Source organism: Streptomyces harbinensis, from assembly GCF_900116145.1.
Lineage (GTDB): Bacteria > Actinomycetota > Actinomycetes > Streptomycetales > Streptomycetaceae > Streptomyces > Streptomyces carpaticus.
The window spans coordinates 1-15,644 of sequence record NZ_FPAB01000006.1; the positions used below are offsets into that span (position 1 = coordinate 1).

General features: G+C 73.7%; 13 protein-coding genes and 1 pseudogene. 4 read left to right on the forward strand and 10 right to left on the reverse strand.

Translation table 11 applies throughout. The annotated features are described in order from the left end of the window. A partial coding sequence (locus BM385_RS17695) for an RNA-guided endonuclease InsQ/TnpB family protein (protein WP_107407823.1) occupies positions 1 to 966 on the forward strand: 966 nt, incomplete at its 5' end. Positions 967 to 992: 26 nt separating this feature from the next. Here the strand turns inward: BM385_RS17695 and BM385_RS28390 are convergent. From BM385_RS28390 to BM385_RS17715, 5 genes are all read right to left on the reverse strand, one after another. Continuing rightward, positions 993 to 1,151 carry a DUF6879 family protein gene (locus BM385_RS28390; protein WP_367889606.1) on the reverse strand — a complete coding sequence of 53 codons (159 nt, stop codon included), beginning with the start codon at positions 1,149 to 1,151 and terminating at the stop codon, positions 993 to 995. 88 nt (positions 1,152 to 1,239) lie between these two features. Continuing rightward, entirely contained in the window at positions 1,240 to 2,556 is a 1,317-nt protein-coding gene (locus BM385_RS17700) for a hemolysin family protein (RefSeq protein ID WP_093843650.1), read from the reverse strand. A 25-nt stretch (positions 2,557 to 2,581) separates the two neighbouring features. Then, positions 2,582 to 3,079, reverse strand: coding sequence for an rRNA maturation RNase YbeY (gene ybeY / locus BM385_RS17705; RefSeq protein WP_019432913.1), 498 nt, complete (start codon positions 3,077 to 3,079; stop codon positions 2,582 to 2,584). A gap of 13 nt (positions 3,080 to 3,092) precedes the next feature. Beyond that, the gene (locus BM385_RS17710; RefSeq protein WP_026047272.1) at positions 3,093 to 4,130 is read right to left on the reverse strand and encodes a PhoH family protein; all 1,038 of its coding nucleotides are present in this window, start codon (positions 4,128 to 4,130) and stop codon (positions 3,093 to 3,095) included. A gap of 88 nt (positions 4,131 to 4,218) precedes the next feature. Then, positions 4,219 to 5,457, reverse strand: a complete 1,239-nt coding sequence (locus tag BM385_RS17715) for a carbohydrate kinase family protein (protein WP_019432911.1) — start codon at positions 5,455 to 5,457, stop codon at positions 4,219 to 4,221. A 52-nt stretch (positions 5,458 to 5,509) separates the two neighbouring features. On the opposite strand from BM385_RS17715, the gene BM385_RS17720 reads away from it, so the two are divergent. Continuing rightward, positions 5,510 to 6,838, forward strand: a complete 1,329-nt coding sequence (locus tag BM385_RS17720) for a family 4 glycosyl hydrolase (RefSeq protein WP_093843651.1) — start codon at positions 5,510 to 5,512, stop codon at positions 6,836 to 6,838. 61 nt (positions 6,839 to 6,899) lie between these two features. Here the strand turns inward: BM385_RS17720 and BM385_RS17725 are convergent, their stop codons facing one another. The 4 genes and pseudogenes from BM385_RS17725 to BM385_RS17740 form a co-directional block, all read right to left on the reverse strand. Then, positions 6,900 to 8,432: a glycoside hydrolase family 43 protein gene (locus BM385_RS17725; RefSeq protein ID WP_093843652.1), complete on the reverse strand. Its 1,533-nt coding sequence runs from the start codon at positions 8,430 to 8,432 to the stop codon at positions 6,900 to 6,902. A gap of 55 nt (positions 8,433 to 8,487) precedes the next feature. After that, the gene (locus tag BM385_RS17730; protein ID WP_019432908.1) at positions 8,488 to 9,393 is read right to left on the reverse strand and encodes a ribonuclease Z; all 906 of its coding nucleotides are present in this window, start codon (positions 9,391 to 9,393) and stop codon (positions 8,488 to 8,490) included. Between the two features lie 7 nt (positions 9,394 to 9,400). Then, positions 9,401 to 9,760 carry a histidine triad nucleotide-binding protein gene (locus BM385_RS17735; protein ID WP_026047271.1) on the reverse strand — a complete coding sequence of 120 codons (360 nt, stop codon included), beginning with the start codon at positions 9,758 to 9,760 and terminating at the stop codon, positions 9,401 to 9,403. Between the two features lie 43 nt (positions 9,761 to 9,803). Beyond that, positions 9,804 to 13,014 (reverse strand): annotated as a pseudogene (locus BM385_RS17740) (S41 family peptidase). A gap of 143 nt (positions 13,015 to 13,157) precedes the next feature. Between BM385_RS17740 and BM385_RS17745 the strand changes: the two are divergent. Both BM385_RS17745 and BM385_RS17750 read left to right on the forward strand, forming a co-directional pair. Further along, positions 13,158 to 14,699 carry a sodium-dependent transporter gene (locus tag BM385_RS17745; RefSeq protein WP_019432906.1) on the forward strand — a complete coding sequence of 514 codons (1,542 nt, stop codon included), beginning with the start codon at positions 13,158 to 13,160 and terminating at the stop codon, positions 14,697 to 14,699. Next, positions 14,696 to 14,806, forward strand: coding sequence for a methionine/alanine import family NSS transporter small subunit (locus tag BM385_RS17750; RefSeq protein ID WP_019432905.1), 111 nt, complete (start codon positions 14,696 to 14,698; stop codon positions 14,804 to 14,806). Before BM385_RS17745 ends, BM385_RS17750 begins: the two co-directional genes overlap by 4 nt. Positions 14,807 to 14,897: 91 nt before the next feature. Here the strand turns inward: BM385_RS17750 and BM385_RS17755 are convergent, their stop codons facing one another. Beyond that, positions 14,898 to 15,644: a 16S rRNA (uracil(1498)-N(3))-methyltransferase gene (locus BM385_RS17755; protein ID WP_019432904.1), complete on the reverse strand. Its 747-nt coding sequence runs from the start codon at positions 15,642 to 15,644 to the stop codon at positions 14,898 to 14,900.

Here is a 15,644-nt window from a genome sequence, read left to right on the forward strand (position 1 = left end):
CGGCGTCTGGACAAGGCGTTCGCCGCGTTCTTCCGGCGGGTGAAGGCCGGGGAGAAGCCCGGCTATCCCAGGTTCCGGGGCGTGAACTGGTTCGACACCGTGGTTTTCCCCAGGGACGGGGACGGCTGCCGGTGGGACTCCACCCCGCATGACTCTGTCACCCGCGTCCGCCTGCAAGGCGTCGGGCACGTCCGCGTTCACCAGCACCGCCCCGTGAAGGGCCGAGTCAAGACGATCTCGGTCAAGCGCGAGGGACGGCAGTGGTACGTCATCCTCGCCTGCGACAACGTTCCCGCCGAACCGCTCCCGGCCACGGGCGCGGTGTGCGGCATCGACATGGGCGTCACGCACTTCCTCACCACCTCCAAGGGCGTCCACGTCCCGAACCCGAGGCACGGCAAGCGCACCGCCGACGCCCTCGCCGACGCACAGCGCGCCCTCAACGCGTTCCCGCGCCGCAAGCGCCAGGACCGCACCGCCAAGCACCGCCAGGCCGTGGAAAAGGTCGCCAAGCTGCACCGCAAGGTCCGGCGCCGGCGCACCGATCACGCACACAAGACCGCGCTCGCCCTGGTCCGCGACTACGACCGGATCGGGCACGAGCGGCTGAACATCGCGAACATGGTCCGCACCCCCAAGCCCAAGCCCGACCCCGAGAGACCCGGCGCATTCCTTCCCAACGGCGCCGCCTCGAAGGCCGGGCTCAACCGCAGCATTCTTGACACGGGTTGGGGGGTGTTCCTGGGCATCCTCGCGCACAAGGCTGAAAGCGCCGGTCGTGTACTGATCCCGGTGGACCCCCGCAACACCTCCCGCACCTGCCCCACCTGCGGGCACGTGGACAGCGAGAACCGCGACGGCGAAAAGTTCCAGTGCACCGCCTGCGGGCACACCGACCACGCCGACCGCGTGGGCGCCTGGAACGTCGCACTCAGGGCCGGGCTGGTCCTTCCCGACGTGGCCTAGCCACCGACAGGAGAAGCCCCCCGGATTCATCCGGGAGGAGGAGTCACCATCCACCAGTCGAAAGGAAGTTCGGGGGCGGCATCAACCTCGGAACGGTCGATCATGAAAGTCCGCTGCCCACCGTCCGTCGCCGTGCAGGGCCACTCGCACTCCCAGCGCTCGTACTCGCTGAGCGGGCGCGCCATCACACACCTTTGCGGAAGCGATGCCCTCGCCCACCCGGCGTCGCTCACGCGCGCCCCCGCCTTCTCGCTGCCTTCTCGCCGCCCCGCGTCAGGCCGCTTCCTCCGCAGCCGGGGGCTCGGCGCGGACCGGTTCCACCACGACGCGGTCGATGCGGTTGCGGCGGCCGGTCGGGGGTTCGGCCGTCAGGCGCAGGCCGGCCAGGTCCGGGTGGGCGCGGTCTCCGGTGAGTTCGACGACGGTGGTGGCCCCGGCGATCGGGACCCGGCCCAGTGATTTGGCCAGCAGGCCGCCGACCGTCTCGACGTCCTCGTCCTCCAGGTCGACGCCGAACAGTTCGCCCAGGTCCCCCAGGTCGAGGCGGGAGGTGACCCGGTAGGCGCCGTCCGCCAGTTCGGCGACCGGTGGCAGTTCGGTGTCGTACTCGTCGGCGATCTCCCCGACGATCTCCTCCAGGATGTCCTCGATGGTGACGAGCCCGGCCGTACCGCCGTACTCGTCGATGGCCACCGCCACATGGATGTGGTCGCGCTGCATCTCGCGCAGCAGGTCGCCGGCGTTCTTGGTGTCGGGGACGAACGTGGCCGGGCGCATCACCGTCTCCACCGGGTCGGCCTCGGCCTCCCGGCTGATGTGCACCGCGCGGGCCAGGTCCTTGAGGTAGACGATGCCGACGATGTCGTCGTCGCTCTCGCCCGTCACCGGGATGCGGGAGAAACCGGAGCGCAGCGCCAGCGACAGGCCCTGCCGCAGGGTCTTGTCGCGGCTCAGGGAGATCAGGTCGGTGCGCGGCACCATCACCTCGCGCACCAGGGTGTCGCCCAGTTCGAAGACGGAGTGCACCATGCGGCGTTCCTCGTCCTCGATCAGCGATTCGCGCTCCGCCAGGTCCACCATCGCCCGCAGTTCGGCCTCCGAGGCGAAGGGGCCCTTGCGGAAGCCCTTGCCGGGGGTGACGGCGTTACCGACGATGATCAGCAGCTGGGCGAGCGGCCCGAGTACCCGGGCCAGCGGGATGAGGACCAGGGCCGCCGCGCGCGAGGTCGTCACCGGGTGCTGGCGTCCGATGGTGCGCGGCGAGACGCCGATGACCACGAACGACAGCACCACCGTCACCGGGACGGCGACCAGCAGCGCCTGCCAGACCTCGTCGAAGCTCTTCAGGCAGGCGTAGGTGACGAGCACCGCCAGGCCCATCTCGCCGGCGACGCGCACCAGCAGGGCCAGGTTGAGATAGCGGGTGGGGTCGGCGGCCACGGTCACCAGCCGTGCCGCGCCGCGCCGGCCCTCGCGGGCCGCCTGCTCGGCGCGGAAGGCGGTGATCCGGCTGAGCCCGGCCTCGGCGCAGGAGGCCAGCCAGGCGACGACCAGGAGTACCAGCAGGAAGGTCCACAGTGTGGCGTCCATCGTTGTTGTTCCTCGCCCGCCCGGCTCAGGTGATCGTCGGAGCCGGGGAGGGGCCGGTCAGCCCCGCCTCGGCGCGCCAGCCGTCCACGATGGCCCGCTGGAGGCCGAACATCTCGGCCTTCTCGGCGGGCTCCTCGTGGTCGTATCCCAGCAGGTGCAGCACCCCGTGCACGGTGAGCAGTTGGAGTTCGTCGTCCATGGAGTGCCCGGTGGGGGCGGCGGCCCCCTGGGCCTTCGCGACCTGCGGGCACAGCACGATGTCGCCGAGGAGCCCCTTGGCGGGCTCCTCCTCGTCCTTGGCCGGCGGGCGGAGTTCGTCCATCGGGAAGGACATCACGTCGGTGGGCCCGGGCAGGTCCATCCACTGGAGGTGCAGCGCCTCCATGGCCTCCTCGTCGACCGCGATGACCGACAGTTCGGACAGGGGGTGGATCCGCATCCGGCTCAGCGCGTAGCGGGCGATGTCCTGCACCGCCGCCACGTCGATGTCCAGGCCGGATTCGTTGTTGACCTCGATCGCCATGGTGGTGTCGCGGCTACTTTCCCTGTCCGTCGCCGTGGCCGGCGCGCTGGTCGAAGCGGTCGTACGCGTCGACGATCCGGCCGACCAGCTTGTGCCGGACGACGTCGGTGCTGTTGAGCCGGGAGAAGTGCACGTCGGGCACCCCGTCCAGGATCTCCTGCACCTGCCGCAGGCCGCTCTTGGTGGAGCCCGGGAGGTCGACCTGGGTCACGTCACCGGTGATGACGATCTTGGACTCGAACCCGAGCCGGGTGAGGAACATCTTCATCTGCTCGGGATTCGTGTTCTGCGCCTCGTCCAGGATGATGAACGCGTCGTTCAGCGTCCGGCCGCGCATGTACGCCAGCGGCGCGACCTCGATGGTGCCCGCGCTGAGCAGCCGCGGGATCGAGTCGGGGTCGAGCATGTCGTGCAGCGCGTCGTAGAGCGGGCGCAGATACGGGTCGATCTTCTCGTAGAGCGTGCCGGGCAGGAATCCGAGCCGCTCGCCGGCCTCGACCGCCGGGCGGGTGAGGATGATCCGGTTGACCTGCTTGGACTGGAGCGCCTGCACGGCCTTGGCCATGGCCAGGTAGGTCTTGCCGGTGCCGGCCGGGCCGATGCCGAAGACGATCGTGTGCCGGTCGATGGCGTCCACGTACCGCTTCTGGTTCAGCGTCTTGGGCCGGATGGTCTTGCCCCGGTTGGACAGGATGTTCTGGGTGAGGACCTCGGCGGGGCTCTCCACCGCGCCGCCGCCCTCGCCGGAGGAGCGCAGCATCGCGATGGAGCGCTCCACGGCGTCCTCGGTGAGCGGCTGGCCGGTGCGCAGCACGAGCATCATCTCGTCGAAGAGGCGCTGGATCAGCGCCACCTCGGCGGCTTCGCCGGTGGCGGTGATCTCGTTGCCGCGCACGTGGATGTCGGTGGCGGGGAACGACTTCTCGATGACCCGCAGCAGGGAGTCGCCGGAACCCAGCACCGTGACCATCGGGTGCTTGGCGGGGACGGCGAACCGTGCGGTCGCCTCGGTGGCCGGGGCCACTGGCTGGTGCGTGGGTGTCTGTGTCATGGGCGGCCGGGGGGCCAGCTCATCCCTCTCTGATCCTCGGTGTCCGGGATCCCAGGGTACGACGCCGGGCCCACAGACCCCTAGAGAATTACCCTGTGCGATCGCCCGGGCGCCCGGTGGCACCGGCTCCGGCGGCGGCCGTGCCCCGGAAGCCGAGGGTGGGCACCGCCCGGCGGCGCGGCCACGCGGGGGCCTCGTACGGCAGCAGCCGGTCGAGGAACGCGTAGCGGCCCAGCGCCTGCTCCATCGGGGTGCCGGGCGGGGTCAGCGCGGGAACGCGCTGCCACCAGGCGGCGATCTCGCCCCAGCCGGGCGCGGACAGCGAGCCGCCGAACTCCTGCACGGACAGCGCGGCGGTCAGGCCCGCGAACGCGAGCCGGTCGGCCAGCGGCCAGCCGGCGAGCGTTCCGGTGACGAAGCCGGCCACGAACACGTCGCCTGCGCCGGTGGTGTCCAGCGCCTCCACGAGGATGGCCGGCACCTCGGCGGTCTCCCCGGTGCGGCCGTCCGCCGCGTACGCGCCCTCGGCGCCCATGGTGACCACCGCAAGCGGCACCCGCTCGGTCAGCGCCCGGGCGGCGGCGCGCGGGCACTCGGTGCGGGTGTAGCGCATCGCTTCCTCGGCGTTGGGCAGGAACGCCTCGCAGTGTGCCAGCTCGGGCAGCGCGGCCAGGTCCCAGGCGCCGGTGTCGTCCCAGCCGACGTCGGCGAAGAGCAGGCTGCCGGCGCCGGCCGCCGCCGCGATCCACTCCTGCGGCTGGCCGGGGCTGAGCGAGGCCACCGCGGAGCGGGCCGGCGGTGCCGGGCGCCCGTCCGGGGTGCCTCCCGCGGACTCCTCCCCCAGCCTCCGGCCGGGCGGCACCCCCGGGGAGGTTCCCCCCGTTTCCCCGGGCGGCGGCGCCTCGTGGCCGTGCGAGACCATGGTGCGCTCGCCCTCGTAGGCCATGGAGACGGTGACCGGCGAGTGCCAGCCCGGCACCGTCCAGGAGCCGCCCAGGTCGATGCCCTCGCCGTGCTCCAGCGTCTCCCAGCAGTACTCGCCGTACTTGTCGTCGCCGAACGCGGCGGCCAGCGAGGTGCGCAGTCCGAGCCGGGCCAGCGCGGTGGCCATGTTGGCGACCCCGCCGGGGCTGGAGCCCATGCCGCGGGCCCAGGACTCGGTGCCGCGCACCGGGGCGGAGTCGAGGCCGGTGAAGATGATGTCGAGGAAGACGGTGCCGGTCAGGTACACGTCGCAGCCGGGATCACCGGGCCGCCGTACGTCCGCCAGCGGATCGAACGTGTGCCCGAGCGGTCCGGGCCGTGGGGTCTGGTCGTCGGTGCTCACCCTGCTGCTCCTGGTACGTACGCGCCTCCACGGCAGGTGTACGTTGCCGTGCATGAGGCTGGCGATCATTGGCGGCGGCGGATTCCGCGTCCCCCTGGTATACCGCGCGCTGCTGGACGACGACGGCCACGGGCGGTGCGAAGAGGTGACGCTGTACGACACCGACCCCGGGCGCCTGCGGGTGATCGGCGCCGTGCTGGCGGCCGAGGCCGCCCGGGCCTCCCGGGCGCCGCGCGTGCGGGCCACCACCGATCTGGACGAGGCGCTGGCCGGCGCCGATTTCGTCTTCTCCGCGATCCGGGCGGGCGGCCTCGCCGGCCGGGTCAGGGACGAACGGGTGCCGCTGGCGGCGGGCGTGCTGGGCCAGGAGACGGTGGGCGCGGGCGGGGTGCTGTACGGGCTGCGGTCGGTGCCGCAGGCGCTGCGGATCGCCGAGCGGGTGCGGGCGGTGGCCCCGGACGCGTGGGTCATCAACTTCACCAACCCGGCCGGGATGGTCACCGAGGCGATGTCGGCGGTGCTCGGGCACCGGGTGATCGGCATCTGCGACTCGCCGGTGGGCCTGGTGCGCCGCGCCGCACGGGCGGCGGGCGCCGACCCGGCGGCGGTCCGCTACGGCTACACCGGGCTGAACCATCTGGGCTGGCTCCAGTCGCTCACCCTGGACGGCCGCGACCTGCTGCCGGGGCTGCTGGCGGACGAGCGGGCGCTCGGCTCGTTCGAGGAGGGCCGGCTGTTCGGCGCGCGCTGGCTGCGCGCGCTGGGGGCGCTGCCGAACGAGTACCTGCACTACTACTACTTCCGCCGCGAGACGCTGGCCGCCACCCGGGCGGCCGAGGAGACGCGGGGCGCGTTCCTGGCCCGGCAGCAGGGCGCGTTCTTCACGGCGGCGCTGGCCGAGACGGATTCACCGGAACGAGTGCACGCCCGGTGGGAACGCACCCGCCTGGAGCGTGAGGAGACCTACGGCGCCGACGGCCGGGCCGCCGCCGGCGGCGGGGAGCGCGACAGCTGCGACCTGGAGGGCGGCGGCTACGAGCAGGTGGCGCTGGACCTGATGCGGGCCATCGCCGCCGACCGCACCACCCGCCTCATCCTCAACGTCCGCAACGCCGGCACCCTCCCGGCGCTGCCGCCCGACGCGGTCATCGAGACGGTCTGCGAGGCGAACGCCCAGGGCGCGCACCCGGTCCCGGTGGTCTCCCCCGGCATGGCCGAGCTGGGGCTGATGCTCCAGCTGAAGGCGGTGGAACGGGCCACCATCGAGGCGGCGACGACCGGCTCGCCGGAGGCCGCCCTGCGGGCGCTGGCGCTGCACCCGCTGGTCGACTCCCCGGCGACGGCCGCCCGCATCCTGGCGGAGGCGGCGGAAGCGGGCTGACGGACCCCGGCCCCGGCTCCGGCACCCACCGGGGGCCGGGCCGGGGCCGTCCGGCCGGGCGTCAGAGCGCGTCGTCCTTCTCCGCCTCCAGCGCGAACCAGTCGAAGCGCACCGTCCCCTCGGCCGCGTACATGCCGATCACCCGCCCGGTGAAACCGCCCGCCACCTCGGTGGACAGATACCGCCCGTCCAGCTCCGCCAGCACGGTGAACACCCCGTCCGGCTCCTCCACGCCCAGCCGCACCACATCGGGCCCCTGCCGCGGGTCCCACGCCTCCGGCGGCCCGCCGATGTCGGCCCGCAGCGTCACCGGCCCGGCCTCCGGCAGCCGCAGCTCCCCGACCGTCTGCCGCAGCGGCCCGATCCGGGCCTCCGCCCGCACCGTGCCGTCCGGGGCCGCCTCGATCGCGTAGTGGTGCCGCTCGTCCAGCCGCACCGCGAGCCCGCCCCGTCCCGCCGCCGGATCGAGCAGGGTACGCGCCCGGCAGGCGCGGTGCTGCTGCCGCCGCCCGGCGAACGTCACCGCCGGATCGTCCAGCGACGCGCCGCGCGCCCGCAGGGTGAGCCAGCCGGGCCGCTCGGTGGTGGAGACGGCCTCCTGCGGCCGGGACCGCAGCGAGATCCAGTGCGGCGCCAGCCGGGCCGCGTCGAAGTCGTCGCGCGCCGCGGGGCCCGGCACCGGGCGCGGCGGCCACGGCGGCGCCGCCATCACCGGCGTCGCCTCGCCGATCACCGGCCAGCCGTCCGCGCTCCACGTCACCGGCGCCAGGAACGTCTCGCGCCCCAGCACATGCCAGCCGGGGGTGCCGCCGCCGGGCCGCACGCCGAGGAAGACAATCCACCACGAGCCGTCCGGGGCCTGCACCAGGTCCCCGTGGCCGGTGTTCTGGATCGCCTGGTCGGTGCTGCGGTGGCTCAGCACCGGGTTGGCCGGGCACGGCTCGAACGGGCCGTACGGGGCCGGGCCGCGCGCCACCGAGATGCCGTGGCCGCGCTCCGTACCGCCCTCGGCGATCAGCAGGTACCAGTACCCGCCGACGCGGTACAGATGCGGGGCCTCCGGTGCCTTGGCGCCCGGGGTGCCGGACCACAGCCGGCGCGGCGCGCCGAGGGTCTGCCCGGTGCCGGGGTCGATGGCGATCTGGCTGATCCCGGCGGAGGTCACCCAGCAGGTGCCGTCCTCGTCCCAGGCCAGATCGGGGTCGATGCCCTTCACCCCGGGCAGCAGCACCGGGTCGGACCAGGGCCCGGCCGGGTCGGTCGCGGTGAAGAGCACATTGCCGTCGTGCGAGACGTCGGTGGTGATCAGCCAGAACCGGCCGTCGTGGTGCCGGATCGTCGGCGCGTACACGCCGCCCGAGGACGGCGCGGTGTCCGGCAGCCGCAGCTGTCCCGGCCGCTCCATGACATTGCCGATCTGCTCCCAGTGCACGAGGTCCCGGCTGTGGAAGACCGGGACCCCGGGGAAGTATTCGAAGCTGGAACAGACGAGGTAGTAGTCCTCGCCCACCCGGCACACGCTCGGGTCGGGGTGGAACCCGGGTATCACCGGATTGGAGAACGTCCCGCCCGCCCAGCCGCCCGCTGCCGCCATGAAGGCACCTTTCCTTGTCACACCGTCACCGTCACCGTGTCCGTCGCCGTGTCCGTCACCGCCGGCCGGGGACCGGGATCCGGTCCAGGTCCTCGGCCACGGTCAGCTCGCCCGTGAACCCCGCCGCCCGGGCCTGCGCCCCCAGCGGCTCCGGGTCCGGGTAGCGCTGCGAGAAGTGGGTGAGCACCAGGTGCCGCACCCCGCACCGGGCCGCGACCTCGCCCGCCTGGCCCGCCGTCAGATGGCCGTAGGTGTCCGCCAGCGCGGCGTCCTCGTCGAGGAACGTCGCCTCCATCACCAGCAGATCGCACCCCTCGGCCAGCGTGTACACGCCCGGGCACAGCCGGGTGTCCATGACGAAGCCGAACCGCTGCCCCGGCCGCCGCTCGCTCATCTCCGCGAGACGCACCCCGCGCAGCTCGCCCTCCTCCTGGAGCCGCCGCACCTCGGGCCCCCGGATGCCCGCCTCGGCCAGCCGTTCCGGCAGCATCCGGCGGCCGTCCGGCTCCACCAGCCGGTAGCCGAAGGACTCCACCGGGTGCGACAGCCGGGCCGCCGACAGGGTGAACGGCGGACCGGCGTCCAGCACCCCGTCCCCCGTCACCGGGTGCTCCTCGATGACGGCCCGCTCCTGATACGCCGTCGCGTACCGCAGCCGCTCGAAGTACACCTGGCCGCTCGCCGGGTAGTGCGCGCGCACCGGGTGCGGCACCCCGTCCCCGTTGATGCGCTGGATCACCCCGGCCAGGCCCAGGGAGTGGTCGCCGTGGAAGTGGCTGACGCAGATCCGGGTGATGTCGGTGGCGCTCACCCCGGCGTGCGTCATCTGCCGCTGGGTGCCCTCGCCCGGGTCGAACAGCAGCCCTTCGCCGTCCCAGCGCAGCAGATAGCCGTTGTGGTTGCGGCGCCGGGTGGGCACCTGGCTGGCGGTGCCCAGCACCACCAGTTCGCGTACGGACATGCGCGGCTTACCCGGGGGGCCACTCGAAGCCGCGCCCGCCCAGCACGTGGGCGTGCACGTGGAAGACGGTCTGCCCGGCGCCGGAGCCGGTGTTGAGCACCACCCGGTAGCCGGAGCCGTCGATCCCCTCCTGCGCGGCGACCTCGGCCGCGGCGCGCAGTACGTCGGCGGTCAGCCGCGGGTCGGCGGCGGCCAGCGCGCCCGCGTTGGGGTAGTGGGCGCGCGGCACCACCAGCACATGGGTGGGTGCCTGCGGGTTGATGTCCCGGAAGGCGACCGTCGTCGCGCTCTCGCGGACGACGGTCGCCGGCACCTCCCCGGCCACGATCTTGCAGAACAGGCAGTCGGCCTGGGCTTCTCCCGCCATCGCCGGGCTCTCCTCGGTGCGTTGGTCTCCGTCCCCCGGGATGCTACCGGGCGCGCCCGGGGACCGGCGGCGGTACGGACGCGGGCCGCTCCGCCAGCGCGGCGAGCAGGTGCCGTACGCCCTCGGCGAGTTGCGGATCGGCGCCACTGGCCCAGTCCTGCGGGCGGCGCACCACCTCGATGTCGGGGTCCACGCCGTGGTTCTCGACGCCGAAGCCGATGCCGCCCTCCAGCCAGGACGCGAACGAGGGCTGGGTGACGCCCGTGCCGTCCGCCAGCGCGGGCCGGCCGCCGAGCCCGATCAGCCCGCCCCAGGTGCGGACGCCGATCACCGGGCCGAGGCCGAGCAGCTTGACCGCCGCGTTCACCTTGTCGCCGTCGGAGCCGGAGTACTCGTCGGCGAGCCAGGCCAGCGGGCCGCGCGGGGCGTTGGCCGGGTAGGTATGCGGTTCGCGCAGCCGGGGGAACTCCCAGCCCAGGACCCGCCGCGCCAGCCTCCCCCTGACTCCGTCCGGGAGGTGCCCCCATGACGACCAGCTGGGAGGTGTGCCCGCCGCGGTTGCCGCGCACGTCGAGCAGCAGCCCGTCCCGCTCGGTCTCCACCCGCAGATCGCGGTGCAGCTGCGCCCAGCCTCCCCCGGACTCCGTCCGGGAGGTGCCCCCAGTCATCATGTCCGGGATGTGCAGATAGCCGAGCCGGCCGCCGGACAGCCGGGCCACTTCGGCGCGCCGCCCGGCCACCCAGTCGTGGTACCGCAGCGGCTGTTCGTCGGACAGCGGGACGACGACGGGGTGGCGGGGCGGGCCGCCGTCGACCGGGTGGACGGTGAGCTGGACGGGGCGGCCGGCGGTGCCGGCCAGCAGCGGCGCGGGGCCGGTCACCGGATCGACGGGGTGGCCGTCGACGGCGGCGATGGTGTCCCCGGCGCGGACGGCCACGCCGGGGGCGGCGAGCGGGGAGCGGGCGCGGGGGTCGGACGGTTCGGCGGGCAGGACGCGGGCCACCCGCCAGCGCCCGTCCTCGCCCCGCTCCAGGTCGGCGCCGAGCCGGCCCTGGCCGCCCGGCGGTTCGGCGGGCAGGACGTAGGCGTGCGAGACACCGAGTTCGCCCTGGACCTCCCAGAGCAGGTCCACCAGGTCGTCGTGGCTGCCGATCCGGTCCAGCAGCGGCCGGTAGCGGTCCAGCTGGGCGGTGTAGTCGACTCCGGCCAGGTCGGCGCGCCAGAACCGCTGCCGCATCAGCCGGCCCGCCTCGTCGTACATCTGCCGCCATTCGGCGGCCGGGTCCACGGTGAGCCGGATGCGGGAGAGGTCCGGGGCGTGTTCGTCCCCGGCGGCGGGGGTGAGCGGGACGACGCGCAGGGCGTCGCCGGTGTGCAGGACGGCGCGGCGCCCGTCGCCGCTGACCTCGGCGGCGGAGACGCCGCTCGTGATCTCCTCGGCCGCCGCGGTGTCCTCGCCGGTGAGGGGGAAGCGGTGCAGGGTGAGGTGGGGGGCGGGCGGCTCGCCGAGGGTGATGAAGGTGCCCTCGAAGCCGGTCACGGGGTGGCTGAGCCACACCACGCCGTCCTCGCAGGCGCGCAGTCCGCTGTAGCGGCCGGCCGGGACGGGGAACGGCTCCACCCGCTGGTGCAGGCCCTCCGGGTCGACCCGGACGGTGCCCGCCTCCCCGGAAGCGGGACCGGGCGGGACGGGGCCGAGCGGCGAGGGGACGTCGGCGGCCAGGGTGAGCAGGTGGGGGCGGGCCGCGACCGGGAAGGACAGTTCGAAGACGAGGCTGTCGTAGGCGGGCTCGAAGCTGCGTTCGGAGAGGAAGGCGAGGTGCCGGCCGTCGCGGGTGAAGGCGGGCGCGTAGTCCCGGAAGCGGAGCGGGGTGGCCTCGATGACGGTGTCGTCGGCGAGCCGGGCGAGCCTGAGCTGACTCAGGGGTTGGGGTCCCGGGTGGGCCCAGGCGAGCCAGCCGGAGTCCGGGGAGAACACCGGGTCGGCGATCGGGCCGTGCGGGCCGCGGGCCAGCTCCCGTACGGCGCCGGAGGCGAGGTCGGCGAGGAGCAGCCGGCCGTCGTGGGTGGCGAGGGCGGCGGTCCCGGCGTCGGGGGCGAGCGCCAGGGCGTGGACCTCGCCGAGTTCTCCGGAGCCGATGAGGGCGGGCGCGGTGCCGTCGGCCTCGGGGCCCACCGGGCGGACGGCCAGCGCGTCGGCGCCGTCCGCGTCGGTGATCCACACCGCCAGGCCGCCCGCGAACCGGGGCAGCCGGGCGCGTACCCCGGGTTCGGCGGCGAGCGCCCGGACCGGGCCGCGGCCGTGCGGCAGCAGATGCAGCATGCCGCGGGTCTCCACCAGGGAGGCGTCGCCGGTGTGGTCGGGCGCGGCGGCGGCGAGGTGGTCGGCGGCGCGCGGGTGGTGCGGGCGGCGGCCGGTGCGGGGGCCGCCGAGGGTGACGGCGAGCCGGCGCGGCTCGCTGCCCTCCTCCAGGGTGTCGAGCAGCCACAGCTCGCCGTACGCGGCGTACACCACCCGGGTGCCGTCGCCGGCCGCGTGCCGGGCGTAGGCGCCGCCGAGCGGGGTGTGCCGGCGCAGCCCGGTGCCGTCGGGGTGCGAGGAGTACAGGGCGCCGGTGCCCTCGTGGTCGGAGAGGAAGACGATGCGGTCGCCGACCCACTGCGGGTATTCGAGGTTGCCGTCAAGACCGGTGTGCACACGGTCGAAGGTGCCGCCGCCGTCCGGGTCGAGCCACAGTTTCCCGGCGGCGCCGCCCCGGTAGCGCTTCCAGCCGGCGGCGTCGCGGTTGCGGCCCATCCGCCCGGTGCGCAGCAGGACGGCGCCGCCGGGGCCGTACGCCACGTCGCCGACCGAGCCGTGAGGGAGGGTGCGGGCGGGGCCGCCGTCCAGCGGGACGGCGTGCGCCCAGGTCCAGCGGTCGTCGGGCTGGCCGGTGCCGCTGAGGGCGATGATCTCGCCGGGGCCGTGCCAGCGGCGCACCTGGGTCTCGGCGTGGGCCCACCAGGTGAGCCGCCGGGCCGGGCCGCCGTCGAACGGGGCGACGTAGACCTCGGGGGCGCCGTCCCGCCGTGAGGTCCAGGCGATGTGCCGGCCGTCCGGGGATATCCGGGGGTGGCTCGCGGGGGCGTGGTCGGTGGTGAGCCTGCGGGCCCGGCCGCCGCCGGCCGGGGCCACCCAGATGTCGTCCTCGGCGACGAAAGTCACCCATTCTCCGTACACGTGCGGGAAGCGTGCATAGAAAGGCAAGGTCATCCACCGGAACGTAGCGGGCCTTCCGCCGCCTGTCACGACTCCCTACGTCCGCTTACGTCCTCCGGCTGGACACCTGATGCCGTACATTCATCTCACTGGTACGGTTCGCGCAGTTGTACAGGGACGATAAGGATGCTCGAACCATGACCGACCAGCCGCCGCGCGAACAATGGGGGACCCGGCTCGGGTTTCTCATGGCCGCGATCGGGTCAGCCATCGGACTCGGAAACATCTGGCGCTTCCCCAAAGTCGCCTTTGACAACGGGGGCGGATCCTTTCTGCTGCCGTATCTCATCGCGCTGCTGACCGCCGGAATTCCGCTGCTGATTCTCGAATACACGATCGGCCGCAAATACCGGGCCTCGCCGCCGGCCGCGCTGCGCGCGCTCTACCGGCCCACGCAGGCCATCGGCTGGTGGCAGGTCGCGATCTGCTTCGTGATCGCCACCTACTACGCGGTGATTCTGGCCTGGTCGCTGCGGTACATCGGCTTCTCCTTCACCAAGGCGTGGGGCGACGATCCGAACGGCTTCTTCTTCAACGACTTCCTGAAGGCGGCCGACGAGCCCGGCACCATCAGCGCGTTCGTGCCCGGTGTGGCCTTGCCGCTCATCCTCATCTGGGTGGTGACGCTCGTCATCCTGGGTCTGGGCGTGCGGCGCGGCATCGAGCGGGCGAACAAGATCTTCATCCCGCTGCTGGTGGTGTTCTTCGGCGTCCTGGTGATCCGCGCGGTGACCCTGGACGGTGCGACGACCGGGCTGAACGCGCTGTTCCAGCCGGACTGGGGCGCGCTCACCAACGGCAGCGTGTGGGTGGCGGCCTACGGGCAGATCTTCTTCTCGCTGTCCATCGGCTTCGGCATCATGATCACCTACGCCTCCTACCTCAACCGCCGCTCGGACCTGACCGGTTCGGCGATGGTGGCCGGGTTCGCCAACAGCTCGTTCGAGATCCTGGCCGGCATCGGTGTCTTCGCCACCCTCGGCTTCATGGCCGCCCAGGCGGGCGTCGGGGTCGACGACGTGGTCAGCGGCGGCGTGGGGCTGGCGTTCGTGGCCTTCCCGCAGATCATCTCGGAGATGTGGTTCGGCCAGGTGTTCGGCGTGCTGTTCTTCGGCTCGCTGGTGATCGCGGGGCTGACCTCGCTGATCAGCATCGTGCAGGTCATCGTCGCCGCCGTGGAGGACCGTACCGGCATCAGCCGCACCAGCGCGGTGCTGTCCGTCGGCGGCGCCACCGGCGTGGTCTCCGTCCTGCTGTTCTCCACCAACGGCGGGCTGTACTTCCTGGACGCCGCCGACCACTTCATCAACCAGTACGGCATCGCGCTGGCCGGCCTGGTGCTGCTCGTCATGGTCAGCTGGGTCGCGCGCAAGCTGCCGATGCTCCAGCGCAACGCCGACGCCACCTCGGCGGTCCTGCTGGGCCGCTGGTGGAAGCTGTGCCTGGGTGTCATCACCCCGGTCGTGCTCGGCTGGATGATGATCGACAGCCTGATCAACGAGTTCCGGGAGAACTACGAGGACCTGCCGACGTCCTTCCTGCTCTACGCGGGCTGGGGGGTGGCGCTGGCCGCCCTGGTGGTGGGCATCGCGCTCGCCCTCATCCCGTGGCGGCGGCCGAGCCCGGCGCTCACCGAGGACGAGGACCGTGACCTGCTGACGAAGGGGGAACCGCGATGACCGGCGGAGCCATCATCATGATGATCATCGCGATGGTCATCGTCTGGGGCGGCATGATCGGCGCGATCATCAAGCTGACCCGTCACCCGGACACCCCCGAGGACTGACCCGGGGGACCGCGCCGGAACCGGAACGGCTGAGGCCGCCGCCCTGCACGGGCGGCGGCCTCAGCCGTATCACGGGTGGCGTGCCGGTCGCTCAGCCCCAGCGCCCGCTGCGGGTGAGCAGCAGCGCGGCGGCGGCGGTACCGGCCGTGGAGGTGCGCAGCACCGTCGGACCCAGCCGGTACGGTTCGGCGCCGGCCGCCGCGAACGCCTCCAGTTCGCGCGGCGCCACCCCGCCCTCCGGGCCCACCACCAGGACGATGTCGCCGGTCGCGGGCAGCGGGGCGGCGGCCAGCGGCCGGGTGCCCGACTCGTGGAGCACCCCGGCGAAGGCGGCGCCGGCCAGCAGCCGCGCCACCGCCGCCGTGGTCATCGGCTCGGTGACCTCCGGGATCCACAGCCGCCGCGACTGCTTGGCCGCCTCGCGGGCGGTCGCCCGCCACTTGCCCAGCGACTTCGCGCCCCGCTCGCCCTTCCACTGGGTGATGCAGCGGTCGGCGGCCCAGGGCACGATCGCGTCGACCCCGGTCTCCGTCATGGTCTCCACGGCCAGCTCGCCGCGATCGCCCTTGGGCAGCGCCTGCACCACCGTGATCCGGGGCGCGGGCGGCGGCTCGCTGCGTACCGCGTCCACCGCGACCACCAGCCGGTCCTTGCCCTCGACGGCCGAGACCGTCCCCACCGCGCCGGTGCCGGCGCCGTCGGTGAGCACGATCTCCTCGCCCACCCGCAGCCGCCGCACCGACACCGCGTGCCGGCCCTCGGCGCCGTCCAGGATCAGCGAGGCCGGGCCGCCGCCGTCCGGCAGCGGCCCGTCCGTCACGAACACGGGCGCCGTCAT